Origin of the sequence: Agarivorans albus, from assembly GCF_019670105.1 — a bacterium.
In the GTDB taxonomy this organism is placed as follows: Bacteria; Pseudomonadota; Gammaproteobacteria; order Enterobacterales; family Celerinatantimonadaceae; genus Agarivorans; species Agarivorans albus.
In genome coordinates this window covers 437,501-454,918 of record NZ_AP023032.1, presented here as the reverse complement: position 1 = coordinate 454,918, position 17,418 = coordinate 437,501, and the positions used below count along the sequence as shown (strand labels likewise).

Below are 17,418 nucleotides of genomic sequence, written 5' to 3'. Positions count from 1 at the left end.
TGTATAAGATTTAAAAAACAATAAAAGTTTCGACTGTCGGGGTCCGGGTTCATAGAAGATTCTCAGTGATAAAATCGGCGCAAATTGTAGGGGGGAATCGCCTTTAATTCAAGCAATTTCCGCTCTGAGAACAGCGCCTCAGAGCAGAAATATGTAGTTGTTTTAGCTGTTGTAACCCAAGTTAGGCGCTAACCAACGCTCAGCGTCTTCCAAGGACATGTTTTTACGCTGGGCATAATCTTCAACCTGATCTTTTTGAATAGACGCTACTGCAAAGTAACGACTCTCTGGGTGCGAGAAATACCAGCCAGATACCGCTGCACCAGGCCACATTGCGTAGCTTTCGGTTAACTGCATACCAATGCGTTGTTCAACATCAAGTAGCTCCCAAATTAAGCCTTTTTCGGTATGCTCTGGGCATGCCGGATAACCCGGCGCAGGACGAATACCTTGATAGTTTTCACGAATCAGCTCTTCGTTGCTTAACGCTTCATCGGCAGCATAACCCCAATACTCTTTACGCACTTGAGCATGTAGGTATTCGGCAAACCCTTCTGCTAAACGATCAGCCACCGCCTTCACCATAATCGCGTTGTAATCATCGCCATCTTCTTTGTAGGCTTCAGCTAATTCGTCTTCACCAATTCCGCCGGTCACGGCAAATGCGCCAAAATAGTCTGCCTTGCCAGAAGACTTAGGCGCAATAAAGTCGGCTAAACAATTGTTGGCTCCCTTTTTCTTTTCTGTTTGCTGACGAAGCTGAGAGCTTACACCCAGCAATTCGCTACGCGACTCATCGCGATAAATTTCGATATCGTCACCCACGCTGTTAGCAGGGAATAGTCCAAATACACCGGACACTTTTATTTCGTCCTTGGCTTTAAAACGCTCTAACATTACCTTTGCATCAGCAAAGATACGTTTGGCTTCTTCACCTACCACTTCATCTTCTAATATACGTGGATATTTACCGGCCAAAGACCAGGTCATAAAGAATGGAGTCCAATCGATATAAGGTTCTATCTCGGCAATCGATACATTCTCAAATTGCTGAATGCCCAACTGCTTAGGCACGGGGGGCGTATAGTTTTGCCAGTCAATATCTACTGCATTATCGCGTGCGGCTTCCAATGTAACTGGTGGTGTACGAGGTCGCTTACGTGCATGCTGCTCGCGCACAATGTCGTAATCTTTATCGAGCTTTTCAACAAAGGCAGGGCGCAGCTCGTCTGATAACAAACTTTGGCACACACCTACTGCACGAGAGGCATTAGATACGTAAACAACTGGCTTTTCGTAATTTTGTTCAATTTTTACTGCTGTGTGCGCTTTAGAAGTCGTCGCGCCACCAATTAGCAGTGGGATATCTAGGCCAGTACGTTGCATTTCTTTAGCAACGTGCACCATTTCATCCAGCGAAGGTGTAATCAAGCCAGATAGACCAATCATGTCTACCTTCTCTTCTTTGGCTACTTTTAAGATTTTATCGCAAGGCACCATCACACCTAGGTCAATCACTTCAAAGTTATTACATTGCAGCACCACACCAACAATGTTTTTGCCAATATCGTGTACGTCACCTTTTACCGTGGCCATAACAATCTTGCCGTTAGAGCGTTGTCCTTCACCTTTTTCGGCTTCGATATAAGGTTGCAGATAGGCCACTGCTCGCTTCATCACTCGCGCCGATTTAACCACTTGCGGAAGGAACATTTTACCGGCGCCAAATAAGTCGCCCACTACGTTCATACCATCCATCAATGGCCCTTCAATCACATGCAGCGGACGCTCTGCAGCTTGGCGAGCTAGTTCCGTATCCTCTTCGATGAATTCGGTAATACCTTTAACTAAAGCGTGCTCTAAGCGCTTGTTTACGTCCCACGTCCGCCACTCTAAATCTTGAGCACTTTCTTGCTGAGTTCCGTCACCACGGTACTTCTCGGCAATCTCTAACAGCTCTTCGGTTGCGTTGTCATGGGTATTTAGTACAACCGCTTCAACTTTGTCTTTAAGCTCTTTGGGAATGTCTTCGTAAATGGCTAGCTGGCCTGCATTTACAATACCCATGTCCATGCCATTTTTAATGGCGTAATACAGGAATACCGCGTGAATAGCTTCACGTACAGGGTTGTTTCCGCGGAATGAGAAACTTACATTTGAGACGCCGCCCGAGATCATTGCATGAGGCAAGTTATCTTTGATGTCTTTAACCGCTTCGATGAAATCAACCGCATAGTTGTTATGTTCGTCGATACCGGTAGCTACAGCAAAGATATTAGGATCGAAGATGATATCTTCTGGTGGGAAGCCTACTTGATTCACCAAAATATCGTAAGACTTGCTACAAATCTCGAACTTACGCTCTCGCGTATCAGCTTGCCCCACTTCATCAAAAGCCATCACAATCACGGCAGCGCCATAACGGCGAAGAATTTTGGCTTGCTCAATAAAAGGCTCAACACCTTCTTTCATAGAGATGGAGTTAACTACAGGTTTACCTTGCACACACTGTAAACCCGCTTCAAGAATGTCCCACTTAGATGAGTCGATCATTACCGGCACTTTGGCAATGTCTGGCTCTGAAGCAACCATGTTTAAAAAGCGCACCATGGCAGCTTTAGAATCAAGCATGCCTTCATCCATGTTCACATCGATGATTTGCGCGCCGTTTTCTACCTGCTGCAAGGCAACCTCGATGGCTTTATCGTAGTTTTCTTCTTTAATTAAGCGCTTAAACATGGCCGAGCCAGTAACGTTGTTACGCTCACCCACATTTACAAACAAGGTTTCAGGGGTAATGGTTAGAGGCTCTAGTCCAGATAAACGACAGGCAATGTCTATTTCTGGCAATTGGCGCGGCGTAACACCTTCTACCGCATCGGCCATCGCTTTAATGTGTTCTGGCGTTGTACCACAACAACCACCTACAAGGTTTAAGAAACCAGCGCGAGCCCATTCACCAATATGTTCCGCCATTTCTTTGGCTTCTAGATCATATTCACCAAAGGCATTAGGTAAACCCGCATTAGGGTGAGCCGACACATAGCTCTCGCTTACCCGGCTTAGTTCTTCAACATATTGGCGTAGCTCATCGGGACCAAGCGCACAGTTCAGACCCATGCTAATTGGTTCTGCGTGGCGCAAGGAGTTATAAAATGCCTCAGTTGTTTGGCCACTTAAGGTGCGGCCTGACGCGTCGGTAATAGTACCGGAAATCATTATGGGTAAATCGATGCCCAACTCATCGTAAACAGATTTAACCGCAAACACTGCAGCTTTAGCATTTAAGGTATCGAAGATAGTTTCGATAAGGATCAGGTCGCTACCGCCTTCAATTAAAGCCTTAGTCGACTCTTCGTAAGCTTCTACTAACTCGTTAAAAGTAACGTTTCGGTAACCTGGGTCGTTCACATCAGGAGATATAGAACAGGTACGGTTAGTTGGCCCTAGCACCCCCGCTACAAAACGTGGGCGCTCTGGGTTTAGCGCGGTAACTTCGTCGGCCACCTCACGGGCTATTCTGGCTGCTTCTCGGTTTATCTCAGCAGAATAATCTTCCATGTCATAATCAGCCATGGCGATAGTGGTGGCGTTAAAGGTATTAGTTTCGAGAATATCAGCGCCAGCAAGTAGGTAATCGCGGTGGATATCGGCAATGATTTTAGGCTGAGAAAGGACCAACATATCGTTGTTACCTTTCACATCGGTATGCCAATCGGCAAAGCGTTCTCCGCGGTAATCGGCCTCTTCCAACTTGTAAGATTGAATCATGGTTCCCATGCCGCCATCAATAATCATGATGCGTTGAGAAAGTTGCTTTTCTAATTGAGGCCTTGCTGACACGGGAACATCCTATTTCTTTCGCTGGTATTACGACACGGCAGTGTAGCACACTGCCTTTAAAGGCTTAGCTGCGATAAAGTTATATGAAATTATTTCAAGATATTATCGGATTTTGGTTTTAGCTCTGTTAAGTCGTACGGCGTGATTTGGTACACACAGTAATTTAGCCAATTGTTGTAAAGCAAATGACCATGACTGCGCCATGTAGCACAAGGTGAGTTGCCACAATCATCTTGCGGGTAGTAATTCTCTGGTAACTGAGGATTCAAACCTTCTTGGCTGTCACGCTGATATTCGTTATCTAAGGTGTCGGCGGCGTATTCTGGATGCCCAGTAATAAATACTTGACGGAAATCTTCACTGGCAAACAAATAACTACCGGCTTCGGGGTTATCGGCCAATACTGTTAAGTCAGTTTCTTCGGTGATCAAATTAGAATCGAAGTGAGCATAACGTGACAAAGGCGCTAAAAAAGCATCGTCAAAACCGCGCACTAAGGGGTTATGCTTATGCTTAGTTTGATGCCAATACACCCCTGACAACTTCTTCTCACGCGTCTGTTTTTCTAATCCATATAAATGATACAAAGCAGCTTGCGCCGCCCAACATAAGTACAACGTTGAAGTTACGTGAGTTGTCGACCAATCGATGATTTCTTTTACTTGGTCCCAGTAATAAACGTCTTCGAATGCAACTTGACCAAGCGGTGCGCCAGTAATAATTAAGCCGTCAAAATTGCGCTCTCGCAATTTCTCGAAATCCCGATAAAACTTGTCAATGTGCTCTTGCGGGGTGTTTTTAGACACACGATGATTAATCCGTAATAGCTTTACGTTCACTTGCAGCGGCGAGTTAGAAAGCAAGCGAAGGATCTGATTCTCGGTCTCGATTTTCTTTGGCATCAAGTTAAGCAATACCACTTCTAAGGGACGAATGTCCTGATGAGCTGCACGGCTCTCTGGCATTACAAATATGTTTTCATTGCGCAATACTTCAGCAGCGGGTAACTGATCAGGAATACAAATTGGCATATAAAGGTTCCTTGCTAACAACAGGCAATGTATGTCTAGACATCTAGATACCTATTTTAGTTAGATTGTAGTGTATGTCTAGAACTTGTTAAAAGCAGCTGATTTTGTGTGCCAAATTCTTCATAATGCAGGCTAGACGGATGAAGTAGAAAGGAAAAATGGCAGAGTTAAAGCTAAATGTTGAACGCTTACAGATAGGAGTTTACGTAAAGCTTCCTGTTAAGTGGGGCGAGCACCCATTTATGTTCACCAGCTTCAAGATTAAAAGCCAAGACCAAATTGAGGTTATTCATAACCTAGGTTTAAAACATGTCATCGTTGTTCCCGAAAAGAGCGACAAACCACCGCTGCCCGTTGACCAAGAAAATGGCGATAGTAAAAAAGCCGACCCCAAAGCCCAAGAGAAAGCAGAAAAAGCCCTTTGGGAAGAGAAGCGCGCCCGTATCGAAGAACTTAAAAACTACCGCCGTAACTTGCAAAAAGTAGAAAAAGAGTTCGATCGCTCGATGGCGCAAGTGCGGGCGGTAATGTCTAAGCTCAAAAGTCGCCCGCTAAATGCGGTAGACGACGCAACTAGCCTAATTAACAACTTAGCCGATGACTTACTGTCCGGCGAAAACGTTGTACTTCATCTAATGAACGACAGCAAAGACGCTGACAGTTTTTATTACCATAGCCTCAACGTTTCTATCCTTGCGATGATGTTGGCTAAAGCAGCCGGTTTTTCCGAGCGTGATATTAAGATTTTGGGTCTTTCGGGATTATTCCACGATGTGGGTAAAATGAAGATCCCAGATAAGATTTTACGTAAGCCCGGCAAGCTAACTGCTCAAGAAGCAAACTTACTTAAAATGCACACCAAGTACGGTGCTGATTTTCTAAAGCTCTCTGAAACGCTACCGGCCAAAGTTAAGTTAATTGCTGAGCAACACCACGAGTTTTTAGATGGAAGTGGTTATCCCAAAAAACTTAAAGGTGAGCAAATAGATCGCTTGTCTCAGCTAATTTCAGTGGTAAATGAATACGACAGTTTGTGTCATCCACGAGATGTGAAACAAACTCGCATTCCTTTCACTGTTATTTCATATCTTTATAAACAGCGTAAAGAACAGCTAAATACAGCAGACTTAGGCATTCTGATCCGCTTGCTGGGTATTTACCCACCTGGCAGCGTAGTGCAGCTTAGTTCAGGCCAAATAGGCTTGGTGATGTCGGTTAACTCTGAACGCTTGTTATTTCCTGCGGTACAAGTTTACGATGCTAATATTCCTCGCACCGAAGCGCCAATTATCGATTTAGAAGCTGCTGGGTTAACCATTGAAAAAGCCTTAAAGCCGAGCGCATTGCCGGACGCAGTGTTTGAGTACCTGAACCCTCGGGCACGTATTTCATACTACTTCGACCACAATAAACGTTTGTAAGCATCACCCCCTAGTTAATAAGCGATAGCAAATTTTAGACAAAAAAAAGCCGGACCTAAGTCCGGCTTTTTAAGCTTGGTGTCTGAGTTTACTCAGCAGCTTCTTCAACTACTTCTTCAACTTCAGGACGGTCCAATAATTCAATGTATGCCATAGGAGCATTGTCGCCAGCACGGAAACCACATTTTAAAATGCGAGTATAACCGCCTGCACGTTCTTTGAATCGTGGGCCGATTTCAGCAAATAGCTTACCAACAACTTCTGCATCGCGAGTACGAGCAAAAGCTAGACGACGGTTAGCTACACTGTCATTTTTAGCCAATGTAATTAATGGCTCAACAACACGGCGAAGCTCTTTGGCTTTAGGCAATGTTGTCTTGATAACTTCATGGCGAACCAATGAACTGGCCATATTCCGGAACATAGCCTGACGATGGCTGCTATTTCGGTTCAATTGACGACCACTCTGACGATGGCGCATGACCTTATCCTTCTATATTAAGACGTTAAAACCAGTGACTACTTATCAGCGATGCTAGCAGGTGGCCAGTTTTCTAGGCGCATACCTAGAGATAGACCACGTGATGCTAATACATCTTTGATTTCTGTAAGCGACTTCTTACCCAAGTTAGGGGTTTTAAGTAACTCAACTTCGGTACGTTGTACCAAGTCACCAATGTAATGAATCGCTTCTGCCTTCAAACAGTTAGCAGAGCGTACTGTCAACTCTAGATCATCGACAGGACGAAGCAGGATTGGATCAAACTCTGGCTTCTCTTCTTTTTCTTCTGGCTCACTTACGTCACGTAAGTCAACGAAGGCATCCAACTGCTCTGCAAGAATTGTTGCACTGCGGCGGATAGCTTCCTCTGGATCAAGAGTACCATTGGTTTCCATATCGATAACCAATTTGTCCAAGTCAGTACGTTGCTCTACACGTGCAGCTTCAACAGTATAAGCAATACGCTCTACTGGGCTGTAAGCCGCATCTGTTAGCAAACGACCAATTGGACGCTCTTCATCTTCAGAGTGAACCCGAACTGAAGCTGGTACGTAACCACGACCACGTTCTACCTTAATACGCATGCTGATTTCAGCGTTGCTGCTAAGGTGACAAATAACGTGCTCAGGGTTAGTGATTTCGACATCAGCGTCGTGCTGAATGTCGCCTGCAACCACAGGACCTGCTCCAGACTTGGTAAGACTTAACGTTACTTCGTCTTTACCTTCTAACTTTACAGCAATACCTTTTAGGTTAAGCAAGATTTCCAAGATATCCTCTTGAACACCTTCCTTACTGCTGTACTCATGCAACACGCCATCGATTTCTACTTCAGTTACCGCACAACCTGGCATAGAAGATAAAAGAATACGACGAAGAGCGTTACCTAAAGTGTGGCCAAAACCACGCTCTAACGGCTCAAGCGTAACTTTTGCACGAGTTGGGCTAACTTGTTCGATCTCAACTAGCCTTGGTTTTAGAAACTCTGTTACAGAACCCTGCATTGTGTCCTCTCTATAATTCAACTTTACTTAGAGTAAAGTTCGACGATCAGCTGTTCGTTAATTTCCGCAGACAAGTCAGCGCGCTCAGGTAGGCGCTTGAAAGTGCCTTCCATCTTAGTTGCGTCTACTTCTACCCACGATGCCGCTTCACGTTGTCCAGCGATTTCTAAAGATGCAACGATACGCGCTTGCTTCTTAGATTTTTCGCGAACACTGATAACGTCTTCTGGTAGTACCTTGTAAGAAGGAATGTTTACCACTTTACCGTTTACTAGAATAGCTTTGTGGCTAACTAGCTGACGAGCTTCGGCGCGAGTTGCACCAAAACCTACACGGTAAACAACGTTATCCAAACGACTTTCTAACAATTGCAACAAGTTTTCACCGGTGTTGCCTTTAAGGCGAGCAGCAGCTTTATAGTAGTTGCGGAATTGCTTTTCAAGAATGCCGTATAAACGACGAACTTTTTGCTTCTCACGAAGCTGTAAACCGTAGTCTGAAAGACGCGCTTTACGTGCACCGTGTTGTCCAGGTGCTGTATCCAGCTTACACTTTGTGTCGATCGCACGTACGCCACTTTTCAAGAAAAGATCGGTACCTTCACGACGGCTAAGTTTAAGCTTTGGACCTAAATATCTTGCCATTTTTCTTTCTCCAATCTATCCAGAAACTACACGCGGCGTTTCTTAGGTGGACGACAGCCATTGTGTGGAATCGGAGTCACGTCGGTGATGTTAGTCACACGGAAACCCGCAGCATGTAATGCACGGATTGAAGACTCACGACCAGGACCTGGGCCGTTTACAAACACTTCTACGTTCTTAAGGCCGTAGTCTTTAGCTGCTTCAGCAGCACGTTCAGCAGCAACCTGTGCAGCGAACGGAGTAGACTTACGAGAACCACGGAAACCTGAACCACCTGCGGTAGCCCAAGAAAGCGCGTTGCCCTGACGATCAGTGATAGTCACGATAGTATTGTTGAAAGACGCATGGATATGAGCCATGCCATCAGCAACTTGTTTTTTTACGCGTTTACGAGCGCGAGTCGGAGTTTTAGCCATTATCACTCACCCCTTATTTCTTAATAGGTTTGCGAGGACCTTTACGGGTGCGCGCATTAGTTTTAGTGCGCTGACCGCGAAGGGGCAAACTGCGACGATGACGAAGTCCACGGTAACAACCGAGGTCCATCAGGCGCTTAATGTTCATAGATACTTCACGGCGTAGATCACCTTCAACGGTGAATTTAGCTACTTCGTCACGAAGTTTATCGATTTGTGTTTCGTCAAGTTCTCTGATCTTTACATCTTCAGCGATACCAGCTGCCGCACAGATTTTCTGTGAACGGGTTAAGCCAATGCCGAAGATTGCAGTTAAAGCAATAACTGCGTGCTTCTGATCAGGAATGTTAATGCCGGCTATACGGGCCATTGGCACACTCCTATTTTTCGTGTTAAACGAAGGCCATCTGTGAAAAGCCCGTAAGGATACTCAACAGATGACCACATTGCAAATAATATTGTCTTGAAATCTACTAACTAGCCTTGGCGCTGTTTATGCTTTGGCTCACTGCAAATTACACGCACAACACCGTTGCGCTTAATAACTTTACAGTTACGGCAGATTTTCTTAACGGATGCACGTACTTTCATTGCTATCTCCGCAAAAGTTAAAGTCCAATCTCAAGGGCGCCCTATCGGCCGTAACCTTTAAGATTAGCTTTTTTCAGAACCGAACCATATTGATGAGACATCAAATGGGTTTGGACCTGAGCCATAAAGTCCATGATAACCACCACTACAATAAGTAGCGAAGTACCACCGAAGTAGAACTGAACGTTCATTCCGATCATCATAAACTCAGGAATTAAACATACAAACGTGATGTACAAAGCACCAGCTAGGGTTAAACGAGTCATCACCTTGTCGATGTATCGCGAGGTTTGTTCACCAGGACGAATGCCTGGAATGAACGCGCCACTCTTCTTCAAGTTGTCTGCTGTTTCGCGAGGGTTAAATACCAACGCAGTATAGAAGAAGCAGAAGAAGATAATGGCTGCTGCATACAAGAACACATATAACGGTTGCCCAGGTTGTAGCGTTAGCGATAAGTCAGATAAGAAAGACAAGCCTTCATTTTGACCAAACCACTGAGCTAATGTGCCAGGGAACAGAATAATACTTGAAGCAAAAATAGCTGGGATAACACCCGCCATGTTTACCTTAAGTGGTAAATGTGTGCTTTGCGCAGCAAACACTTTGCGACCTTGTTGGCGTTTTGCATAGTTAACAACGATACGACGTTGTCCACGTTCTACAAATACCACAAAGAAGGTCACCGCAAATACAAGAGCAACGATGAACAAGAGTAACAACAAATGTAACTCTCCTTGACGCGCCTGCTCAGCCGTCTGACCGATTGCAGAAGGCAATCCTGCCACAATACCAGCAAAAATCAGAATCGAGATCCCGTTGCCAATACCGCGTTCAGTAATTTGCTCACCTAACCACATTAGGAACATAGTTCCCGTTACCAAGCTAACCACCGCAGTGAAATAGAATGGTAGGCCTGGATTAATAACCAGACCAGCCATCATATTTGGTAAGCCAGTAGCAATACCAATAGCTTGGAAGGTTGCTAGAACCAGTGTGCTATAACGCGTGTATTGACTAATTTTACGTCGACCCGACTCGCCTTCCTTTTTAAGTTCGGCAAGCGTTGGGTGAACAACAGTCAATAGCTGGATGATAATCGATGCCGAAATATACGGCATGATACCTAACGCGAAAATAGACGCACGAGAAAGTGCACCACCTGAAAACATATTAAACATTTCCAGAATGGTACCCTTCTGCTGGTCAAACAACGCGGCCAGTACAGCGGCATCAATCCCAGGTAACGGCACAAAGGAGCCGGCTCGGAACACAATAATGGCTCCAAGCACAAATAATAAACGACTCTTAAGCTCGCTTAAGCCGCCTTGTGCACTTGCTGATGCTGTTCCTGGATTCTTAGCCATGTTTTGTACTATTCCTCGATTTTACCGCCAGCAGCTTCAATAGCTGCCAGTGCGCCTTTAGTTACACGCAGGCCACGTAAGGTAACTGGTGCTTTAACTTCGCCAGATAGTACTACTTTTGCAAACTTAATGTTGCGAGTAATAAGACCAGCCGCCTTCAAAGCGTCCAAATCTACCACGTCAGCAGTAACTTTAGCTAGCTCAGCAGTGCGAACTTCAGCAGTTACCATTGATTTACGTGAAGTAAAACCAAATTTAGGCAAACGTTGTTTCAATGGCATTTGACCGCCTTCGAAACCTGGACGAACACTACCGCCAGAACGAGACTTCTGACCTTTGTGACCACGACCACCGGTTTTACCTAAACCAGAACCAATACCACGACCTACACGCTTAGCATTTGGCTTAGAGCCAGCAGCTGGAGAAAGAGTATTCAAACGCATGATTATTCTCCCTCAACCTTAACCATGTAAGAAACTTTATTAATCATACCGCGAACACAAGGAGTATCCTCTAGTTCTACAGTGTGATTAATGCGACGAAGACCTAGACCTGTTAAAGTCGCACGGTGCTTAGGCAAACGCCCGATACCGCTTTTAGTCTGTGTTACTTTAATTTTGTTCGACATGGCTTATTACCCCAGAATTTCTTGGACGCTTAGGCCACGCTTCGCAGCAACGTCTTGTGGAGAATGCATATTCTCAAGAGCGTCGATAGTAGCGCGAACAATGTTAATTGGGTTAGTAGAACCGTATGCCTTAGACAATACGTTCTGCACACCCGCAACTTCTAGAACAGCACGCATCGCACCACCGGCAATAATACCAGTACCCTCTGATGCAGGTTGCATGTAAACACGCGACCCAGAGTGGCGACCCTTAATAGGATGCTGCAGTGTAGTGCCTCTCAGCTGTACACTAGTAAGGTTACGACGCGCTTTTTCCATTGCTTTTTGAATAGCAGCTGGAACTTCACGTGCTTTACCATAACCAAACCCTACGCGACCGTTACCGTCACCCACTACTGTTAGAGCAGTGAAACTGAAGATACGACCACCTTTAACTACTTTTGACACACGGTTTACAGCGATAAGCTTTTCGTTCAGATCACTACCGGCTTGTGCTTCAAATTTAGACATGACTCACTCCTTAGAACTGAAGACCAGCTTCACGTGCTGCTTCTGCAAGCGCAGCAACGCGGCCGTGGTACTTAAAGCCTGAACGGTCAAAAGCTACAGATGTAACGCCTTTTTCAGCAGCACGTTCAGCGATTGCTTTACCTACTGCAGTAGCGGCAGCTACATTACTTAAACTTTCAAGACCGTTAGCAACGGCTTTATCTACTGTTGATGCTGCGGCAATAACCTGTGCATCAGGTGCAATCACCTGCGCGTAAATATGGCGCGGAGTACGGTGAATCACCAGGCGGGTTTTACCCAACTCTTGCATAGCTTTGCGAGTGCGTGTTGCACGACGCAGACGAGCAATTTTCTTTTCCATAGTGTTAACCTACTTCTTCTTAGCCTCTTTACGGCGAACATTTTCGTCAGAGTAACGAACACCTTTACCTTTGTAAGGCTCTGGTGGACGAAACGCGCGAATGTCTGCTGCTACCTGACCAACAACTTGCTTATCAGCACCTTTCAGTACGATTTCAGTTTGTGATGGACACTCTGCTGTAACACCTTCTGGTAAGGTGTAATCTACAGGGTGAGAAAAACCTAAAGTTAGGTTAACTACCTTGCCTTTAACAGCGGCACGGTAACCAACACCTAATAGTGTCAGTTTTTTCTCAAACCCGTCTGTAACGCCAACAACCATGTTGTTGCTAAGAGCACGAGCTGTACCTGCTTGAGCTGAAGAACCACCTTCAACTACAGCAAATTTCAATTCGTTTTCTTCTTTCGTTACAACAACTGCGTCATTAAAAACGCGAGTCAATGTACCTTTGCTACCTTTAACCGTTAATTCTTGGCCGTTGATATTTACTTCAACGCCAGCAGGAATTGTAACGGGAGCCTTGGCTACGCGAGACATATTACCTACCTCCGGTTAAGCTACGTAACAGACGATTTCACCGCCCATGCCAGCTTTACGTGCTGCACGGTCAGTCATAACGCCTTTAGATGTAGAAACGATTGCAACGCCAAGGCCACCCATAACTTTAGGTAGGTCTTTAGCACCTTTATAAATGCGTAGGCCTGGACGGCTTACACGTTCAATCTTTTCAATAACTTTTTTACCTTCAAAGTACTTGAGGGTAACTTCTAATGACTTTTTCACGTCACCAGTCACAGCGTATCCTGTGATGTAACCTTCTTCTTGCAACAAGTTAGCAATTGCCACTTTTACTTTAGATGAAGGCATAACAACAGATACTTTATTTGCTGATTGACCGTTGCGAACGCGAGTCAACATATCTGCAATAGGATCTTGCATGCTCATAATCGTTTACTCCGTAATTAAGTGGATTACCAACTGGCTTTCTTAAGGCCAGGAACCTCACCGCGCATCATAGCTTCACGCAATTTAATACGGCTTAAGCCGAATTTGCGTAGGTAGCCATGTGGGCGGCCAGTTACGTTACAGCGGTTACGCTGACGAGACCGACTTGAATCACGAGGTAACGATTGCAATTTTAACACTGCGTCCCAACGCTCTTCATCAGAGCTGTTCACGCTGCTAATAATCGCTTTAAGCGCAGCGCGCTTTTCCGCGAAGCGAGCAACGGCTTTTTCACGTTTCACTTCACGAGCTTTCATTGATTGTTTAGCCATAACTAACTCTACCTTACTTACGGAATGGGAAGTTAAAGGCAGCCAGCAGAGCGCGGCCTTCCTCGTTGGTTTCGGCAGTAGTAGTGATAGTAATATCCATACCACGAACCTTATCAACTTTGTCATAATCGATTTCAGGGAAGATGATTTGCTCACGTACACCCATGCTGTAATTACCACGGCCATCGAATGACTTAGCATTCAAACCACGGAAATCTCGAACACGAGGAATAGCGATCGAAATCAAACGCTCTAAAAACTCCCACATACGCTCACCGCGTAGAGTCACTTTACAACCAATTGGGTATCCATCACGGATTTTGAAGCCTGCTACAGATTTACGAGCTTTGGTAGTAAGTGGTTTTTGACCTGAGATAGCCGCTAGATCAGCAATTGCGTGCTCTAGTACTTTCTTGTCATTAACCGCTTCACCCACACCCATGTTAAGGGTGATTTTCTCAATCCGAGGGACTTGCATGATGGATTTGTAACCGAACTCCTTTAAGAGTTCAGGCGTTACAGTTTCCTTATATAGGTCATGCAGTTTCGCCATCGTTAACTCCAGTTACTTTACAATTTCATTAGACGATTTGAATACACGAACTTTTTTGTCGTCTTCAAATCGGAAACCAACGCGATCAGCCTTGCCAGTGGCAGGGTTAAAAATCGCTACGTTTGATGCATCAAGGGCCGCTTCTTTCTCAACAATACCGCCAGCAACACCCAATTGTGGGTTTGGCTTTTGGTGCTTCTTGATTACATTCACGCCTTCAACGAATAGTTTTCCAGTAGGTAAAACTTTGGTTACGCTACCGCGCTTGCCTTTGTCTTTACCTGCAATAACTATTACTTCATCGCCTTTTTGGATTTTATTAGCCATTTTGGACTCCTTAAAGTACTTCTGGCGCTAGAGACACAATTTTCATGAACTGTTCATTTCGCAGTTCACGTGTCACAGGACCAAAGATACGAGTACCAATAGGCTGATTGTTTGCATTCAAAATAACCGCTGCATTGCGGTCAAAACGAATTACAGAACCATCAGGACGACGAACGCCTTTTCTAGTACGCACTACCACAGCATTCATAACGTCACCTTTCTTAACTTTACCGCGAGGAATTGCTTCCTTAACAGTAACTTTAATGATGTCGCCAATTCGTGCATAACGGCGGTGCGAACCACCTAGGACCTTAATACACTGTACAAGGCGCGCGCCGGAATTGTCCGCCACGTCCATAGTAGATTGCATTTGGATCATTTCAGTGCTCCGCTATATATTACAACTGACCCCAGCAATTAGCGCTGAGATCTCTGGCTGCCTAATTAAAGGGCGCGAAATTATAACACCCTAATTTTTTAATTGGTAGGATTGTCTAAATTTTGTTTGATTTAATTAAAAAAACAATAATAAACAAAGAGTTACCACGCAAGCTGCAAGTAAAAAACAGCTAAAAAGAGGCTAATTTCACGCTTGGGTCATTAGAGTTGAAGCCATTAGCCCCAACCTAATCAGATAAACCGACCAATAATTGGCCGATAAAAACAAAAAAGCCCAGCAATAGTGCCGGGCTTAATTGAATATGGTGCTGATAGGCAGATTCGAACTGCCGACCTCACCCTTACCAAGGGTGCGCTCTACCAACTGAGCTATATCAGCGAAATAAAAACCCAGCTATAAGCTGGGTTTTTAATTTGGCGCCTGGCGGTGACCTACTTTCACATGGGGAAGCCCCACACTATCATCGGCGCAGTTGCGTTTCACTTCTGAGTTCGGCATGGAGTCAGGTGGGTCCACAACGCTATTGCCACCAGGCAAAAACTGTTGTCTTTAACATTCGAAAAAGCTGAAATACCTCATGAGCACTAACAAGTATTCATGGTTTCTAAATAAAGTATCTATAAGCAACACCCTTTAGGTGTTGTATGGTTAAGCCTCACGGGTAATTAGTACAAGTTAGCTCAATGCCTCACAGCACTTACACACCTTGCCTATCAACGTTGTAGTCTCCAACGGCCCTTCAGAGGACTTAAAGTCCTAGTGAGAATTAATCTCGAGGCCTGCTTCCCGCTTAGATGCTTTCAGCGGTTATCAGTTCCGAACGTAGCTACTGGGCAATGCTATTGGCATAACAACCCAAACACCAGCGGTTCGTCCACTCCGGTCCTCTCGTACTAGGAGCAGCTCCCCTCAATTCTCAAACGCCCACGGCAGATAGGGACCGAACTGTCTCACGACGTTCTAAACCCAGCTCGCGTACCACTTTAAATGGCGAACAGCCATACCCTTGGGACCGACTTCAGCCCCAGGATGTGATGAGCCGACATCGAGGTGCCAAACACCGCCGTCGATATGAACTCTTGGGCGGTATCAGCCTGTTATCCCCGGAGTACCTTTTATCCGTTGAGCGATGGCCCTTCCATACAGAACCACCGGATCACTATGACCTACTTTCGTACCTGCTCGACGTGTCTGTCTCGCAGTTAAGCTGGCTTATGCCATTGCACTAACCGTATGATGTCCGACCATACTTAGCCAACCTTCGTGCTCCTCCGTTACTCTTTGGGAGGAGACCGCCCCAGTCAAACTACCCACCAGACACTGTCCGCAATCCCGATAAGGGACCAACGTTAGAACATCAACACTACAAGGGTGGTATTTCAAGGTCGGCTCCACGTCATCTAGCGACAACGCTTCAAAGCCTCCCACCTATCCTACACATGTAGGGTCAATGTTCAGTGTCAAGCTGTAGTAAAGGTTCACGGGGTCTTTCCGTCTAGCCGCGGGTACACCGCATCTTCACGGCAATTTCAATTTCACTGAGTCTCGGGTGGAGACAGCTTGGCCATCATTACGCCATTCGTGCAGGTCGGAACTTACCCGACAAGGAATTTCGCTACCTTAGGACCGTTATAGTTACGGCCGCCGTTTACCGGGGCTTCGATCAATAGCTTCGCGCGAACGCTAACCACATCAATTAACCTTCCGGCACCGGGCAGGCGTCACACCGTATACGTCATCTTTCGATTTAGCACAGTGCTGTGTTTTTAATAAACAGTTGCAGCCAACTGGTATCTGCGACTCTCAGCAGCTTAGGGAGCAAGTCCCATCACCATCAAGAGCGTACCTTCTCCCGAAGTTACGGTACCATTTTGCCTAGTTCCTTCACCCGAGTTCTCTCAAGCGCCTTGGTATTCTCTACCCAACCACCTGTGTCGGTTTGGGGTACGGTTTCGTATAATCTGAAGCTTAGAGACTTTTCCTGGAAGCAGGGCATCAACCACTTCGTGTCCGTAGACACTCGTCATCAACTCTCAGCGTAATGTAAACCCGGATTTGCCTAAGTTTACCGCCTACTGCCTTTCACGTGGACAACCATCGCCACGCTGGCCTAGCCTTCTCCGTCCTCCCATCGCAATTATACGAAGTACAGGAATATTAACCTGTTTCCCATCGACTACACTTTTCAGTCTCGCCTTAGGGGCCGACTCACCCTGCCCTGATTAACATTGGACAGGAAACCTTGGTCTTTCGGCGAGGGGGCTTTTCACCCCCTTTATCGTTACTCATGTCAACATTCGCACTTCTGATACCTCCAGCAAACCTTACGATTCACCTTCAACGGCTTACAGAACGCTCCTCTACCGAGCATGCAAGCATGCTCCCGTAGCTTCGGTGGTATGTTTAGCCCCGTTACATCTTCCGCGCAGGCCGACTCGACCAGTGAGCTATTACGCTTTCTTTAAATGATGGCTGCTTCTAAGCCAACATCCTGGCTGTCTAAGCCTTCCCACATCGTTTCCCACTTAACATACACTTTGGGA

Annotated in this window: 20 protein-coding genes, 1 tRNA gene and 2 rRNA genes (1 of these 23 running past the window's edge); 1 reads left to right on the top strand and 22 read right to left on the bottom strand. The window is 45.6% G+C overall.

The window, feature by feature from the left end; genetic code table 11:
- Positions 1 to 162: 162 nt before the first annotated feature.
- On the bottom strand, positions 163 to 3,843 hold the full coding sequence (metH, locus tag K5620_RS02165) for a methionine synthase (protein WP_016402125.1): 3,681 nt from the start codon (positions 3,841 to 3,843) through the stop codon (positions 163 to 165).
- 89 nt (positions 3,844 to 3,932) lie between these two features.
- Positions 3,933 to 4,874, bottom strand: a complete 942-nt coding sequence (metA, locus tag K5620_RS02160) for a homoserine O-acetyltransferase MetA (protein ID WP_016402126.1) — start codon at positions 4,872 to 4,874, stop codon at positions 3,933 to 3,935.
- Between the two features lie 158 nt (positions 4,875 to 5,032).
- On the opposite strand from metA, the gene K5620_RS02155 reads away from it, so the two are divergent.
- A complete protein-coding gene (locus K5620_RS02155) occupies positions 5,033 to 6,295 on the top strand; it encodes a cyclic di-GMP phosphodiesterase (protein ID WP_016402127.1) in 1,263 nt (420 codons plus the stop codon).
- 88 nt (positions 6,296 to 6,383) lie between these two features.
- On the opposite strand, the gene rplQ is transcribed toward K5620_RS02155, so the two are convergent.
- The 20 genes from rplQ to K5620_RS02055 form a co-directional block, all read right to left on the bottom strand.
- Positions 6,384 to 6,776 (bottom strand): 50S ribosomal protein L17, encoded by a 393-nt coding sequence (gene rplQ, locus K5620_RS02150; protein ID WP_040307251.1) that lies wholly within the window; start codon positions 6,774 to 6,776, stop codon positions 6,384 to 6,386.
- A gap of 38 nt (positions 6,777 to 6,814) precedes the next feature.
- The gene (locus K5620_RS02145) at positions 6,815 to 7,801 is read right to left on the bottom strand and encodes a DNA-directed RNA polymerase subunit alpha (RefSeq protein ID WP_016402129.1); all 987 of its coding nucleotides are present in this window, start codon (positions 7,799 to 7,801) and stop codon (positions 6,815 to 6,817) included.
- A gap of 23 nt (positions 7,802 to 7,824) precedes the next feature.
- The gene (gene rpsD, locus K5620_RS02140) at positions 7,825 to 8,445 is read right to left on the bottom strand and encodes a 30S ribosomal protein S4 (protein ID WP_016402130.1); all 621 of its coding nucleotides are present in this window, start codon (positions 8,443 to 8,445) and stop codon (positions 7,825 to 7,827) included.
- Between the two features lie 26 nt (positions 8,446 to 8,471).
- Positions 8,472 to 8,861: a 30S ribosomal protein S11 gene (rpsK, locus tag K5620_RS02135; RefSeq protein ID WP_016402131.1), complete on the bottom strand. Its 390-nt coding sequence runs from the start codon at positions 8,859 to 8,861 to the stop codon at positions 8,472 to 8,474.
- A 13-nt stretch (positions 8,862 to 8,874) separates the two neighbouring features.
- Complete coding sequence (rpsM, locus tag K5620_RS02130) at positions 8,875 to 9,231, bottom strand: 30S ribosomal protein S13 (protein ID WP_016402132.1); 357 nt, start codon at positions 9,229 to 9,231, stop codon at positions 8,875 to 8,877.
- A 107-nt stretch (positions 9,232 to 9,338) separates the two neighbouring features.
- The gene (gene rpmJ / locus K5620_RS02125) at positions 9,339 to 9,452 is read right to left on the bottom strand and encodes a 50S ribosomal protein L36 (RefSeq protein ID WP_000868186.1); all 114 of its coding nucleotides are present in this window, start codon (positions 9,450 to 9,452) and stop codon (positions 9,339 to 9,341) included.
- A 41-nt stretch (positions 9,453 to 9,493) separates the two neighbouring features.
- Positions 9,494 to 10,819 carry a preprotein translocase subunit SecY gene (gene secY, locus K5620_RS02120; RefSeq protein WP_016402133.1) on the bottom strand — a complete coding sequence of 442 codons (1,326 nt, stop codon included), beginning with the start codon at positions 10,817 to 10,819 and terminating at the stop codon, positions 9,494 to 9,496.
- Between the two features lie 8 nt (positions 10,820 to 10,827).
- On the bottom strand, positions 10,828 to 11,262 hold the full coding sequence (rplO, locus tag K5620_RS02115; RefSeq protein WP_016402134.1) for a 50S ribosomal protein L15: 435 nt from the start codon (positions 11,260 to 11,262) through the stop codon (positions 10,828 to 10,830).
- Between the two features lie 2 nt (positions 11,263 to 11,264).
- Positions 11,265 to 11,447 carry a 50S ribosomal protein L30 gene (gene rpmD / locus K5620_RS02110; protein ID WP_016402135.1) on the bottom strand — a complete coding sequence of 61 codons (183 nt, stop codon included), beginning with the start codon at positions 11,445 to 11,447 and terminating at the stop codon, positions 11,265 to 11,267.
- Positions 11,448 to 11,453: 6 nt separating this feature from the next.
- Positions 11,454 to 11,957, bottom strand: a complete 504-nt coding sequence (gene rpsE, locus K5620_RS02105; RefSeq protein ID WP_016402136.1) for a 30S ribosomal protein S5 — start codon at positions 11,955 to 11,957, stop codon at positions 11,454 to 11,456.
- Positions 11,958 to 11,967: 10 nt separating this feature from the next.
- Positions 11,968 to 12,318 carry a 50S ribosomal protein L18 gene (gene rplR / locus K5620_RS02100; RefSeq protein WP_016402137.1) on the bottom strand — a complete coding sequence of 117 codons (351 nt, stop codon included), beginning with the start codon at positions 12,316 to 12,318 and terminating at the stop codon, positions 11,968 to 11,970.
- 9 nt (positions 12,319 to 12,327) lie between these two features.
- On the bottom strand, positions 12,328 to 12,855 hold the full coding sequence (gene rplF, locus K5620_RS02095; protein ID WP_016402138.1) for a 50S ribosomal protein L6: 528 nt from the start codon (positions 12,853 to 12,855) through the stop codon (positions 12,328 to 12,330).
- A gap of 15 nt (positions 12,856 to 12,870) precedes the next feature.
- A complete protein-coding gene (gene rpsH / locus K5620_RS02090; protein ID WP_016402139.1) occupies positions 12,871 to 13,263 on the bottom strand; it encodes a 30S ribosomal protein S8 in 393 nt (130 codons plus the stop codon).
- 26 nt (positions 13,264 to 13,289) lie between these two features.
- The gene (gene rpsN / locus K5620_RS02085; protein WP_016402140.1) at positions 13,290 to 13,595 is read right to left on the bottom strand and encodes a 30S ribosomal protein S14; all 306 of its coding nucleotides are present in this window, start codon (positions 13,593 to 13,595) and stop codon (positions 13,290 to 13,292) included.
- 13 nt (positions 13,596 to 13,608) lie between these two features.
- Positions 13,609 to 14,148, bottom strand: a complete 540-nt coding sequence (gene rplE, locus K5620_RS02080) for a 50S ribosomal protein L5 (RefSeq protein ID WP_040307252.1) — start codon at positions 14,146 to 14,148, stop codon at positions 13,609 to 13,611.
- A gap of 12 nt (positions 14,149 to 14,160) precedes the next feature.
- Positions 14,161 to 14,475, bottom strand: coding sequence for a 50S ribosomal protein L24 (gene rplX / locus K5620_RS02075; protein WP_016402142.1), 315 nt, complete (start codon positions 14,473 to 14,475; stop codon positions 14,161 to 14,163).
- Positions 14,476 to 14,485: 10 nt separating this feature from the next.
- Positions 14,486 to 14,854, bottom strand: coding sequence for a 50S ribosomal protein L14 (rplN, locus tag K5620_RS02070; protein WP_016402143.1), 369 nt, complete (start codon positions 14,852 to 14,854; stop codon positions 14,486 to 14,488).
- A gap of 323 nt (positions 14,855 to 15,177) precedes the next feature.
- Positions 15,178 to 15,253, bottom strand: a tRNA-Thr gene (locus K5620_RS02065).
- 40 nt (positions 15,254 to 15,293) lie between these two features.
- A 5S ribosomal RNA gene (gene rrf / locus K5620_RS02060) occupies positions 15,294 to 15,409 on the bottom strand.
- 110 nt (positions 15,410 to 15,519) lie between these two features.
- Positions 15,520 to 17,418: ribosomal RNA gene (locus tag K5620_RS02055) — 23S ribosomal RNA — on the bottom strand; it runs 991 nt beyond the window's last position.

Bases quoted from the DNA above. Each gene is read 5' to 3' on its own strand.
- K5620_RS02155 (WP_016402127.1), top strand. From the start codon at position 5,033: ATGGCAGAGTTAAAGCTAAATGTTGAACGCTTACAGATAGGAGTTTAC.
- secY (WP_016402133.1), bottom strand. From the start codon at position 10,819: ATGGCTAAGAATCCAGGAACAGCATCAGCAAGTGCACAAGGCGGCTTA.
- rplN (WP_016402143.1), bottom strand. From the start codon at position 14,854: ATGATCCAAATGCAATCTACTATGGACGTGGCGGACAATTCCGGCGCG.
- rplQ (WP_040307251.1), bottom strand. From the start codon at position 6,776: ATGCGCCATCGTCAGAGTGGTCGTCAATTGAACCGAAATAGCAGCCAT.
- rpsH (WP_016402139.1), bottom strand. From the start codon at position 13,263: ATGAGCATGCAAGATCCTATTGCAGATATGTTGACTCGCGTTCGCAAC.
- rplF (WP_016402138.1), bottom strand. From the start codon at position 12,855: ATGTCTCGCGTAGCCAAGGCTCCCGTTACAATTCCTGCTGGCGTTGAA.
- rpmJ (WP_000868186.1), bottom strand. From the start codon at position 9,452: ATGAAAGTACGTGCATCCGTTAAGAAAATCTGCCGTAACTGTAAAGTT.
- rpsD (WP_016402130.1), bottom strand. From the start codon at position 8,445: ATGGCAAGATATTTAGGTCCAAAGCTTAAACTTAGCCGTCGTGAAGGT.
- rpmD (WP_016402135.1), bottom strand. From the start codon at position 11,447: ATGTCGAACAAAATTAAAGTAACACAGACTAAAAGCGGTATCGGGCGT.
- rplX (WP_016402142.1), bottom strand. From the start codon at position 14,475: ATGGCTAATAAAATCCAAAAAGGCGATGAAGTAATAGTTATTGCAGGT.
- rplR (WP_016402137.1), bottom strand. From the start codon at position 12,318: ATGGAAAAGAAAATTGCTCGTCTGCGTCGTGCAACACGCACTCGCAAA.
- rplE (WP_040307252.1), bottom strand. From the start codon at position 14,148: ATGGCGAAACTGCATGACCTATATAAGGAAACTGTAACGCCTGAACTC.
- rpsM (WP_016402132.1), bottom strand. From the start codon at position 9,231: ATGGCCCGTATAGCCGGCATTAACATTCCTGATCAGAAGCACGCAGTT.
- rpsK (WP_016402131.1), bottom strand. From the start codon at position 8,861: ATGGCTAAAACTCCGACTCGCGCTCGTAAACGCGTAAAAAAACAAGTT.
- rpsN (WP_016402140.1), bottom strand. From the start codon at position 13,595: ATGGCTAAACAATCAATGAAAGCTCGTGAAGTGAAACGTGAAAAAGCC.
- rplO (WP_016402134.1), bottom strand. From the start codon at position 11,262: ATGCGTTTGAATACTCTTTCTCCAGCTGCTGGCTCTAAGCCAAATGCT.
- metA (WP_016402126.1), bottom strand. From the start codon at position 4,874: ATGCCAATTTGTATTCCTGATCAGTTACCCGCTGCTGAAGTATTGCGC.
- K5620_RS02145 (WP_016402129.1), bottom strand. From the start codon at position 7,801: ATGCAGGGTTCTGTAACAGAGTTTCTAAAACCAAGGCTAGTTGAGATC.
- rpsE (WP_016402136.1), bottom strand. From the start codon at position 11,957: ATGTCTAAATTTGAAGCACAAGCCGGTAGTGATCTGAACGAAAAGCTT.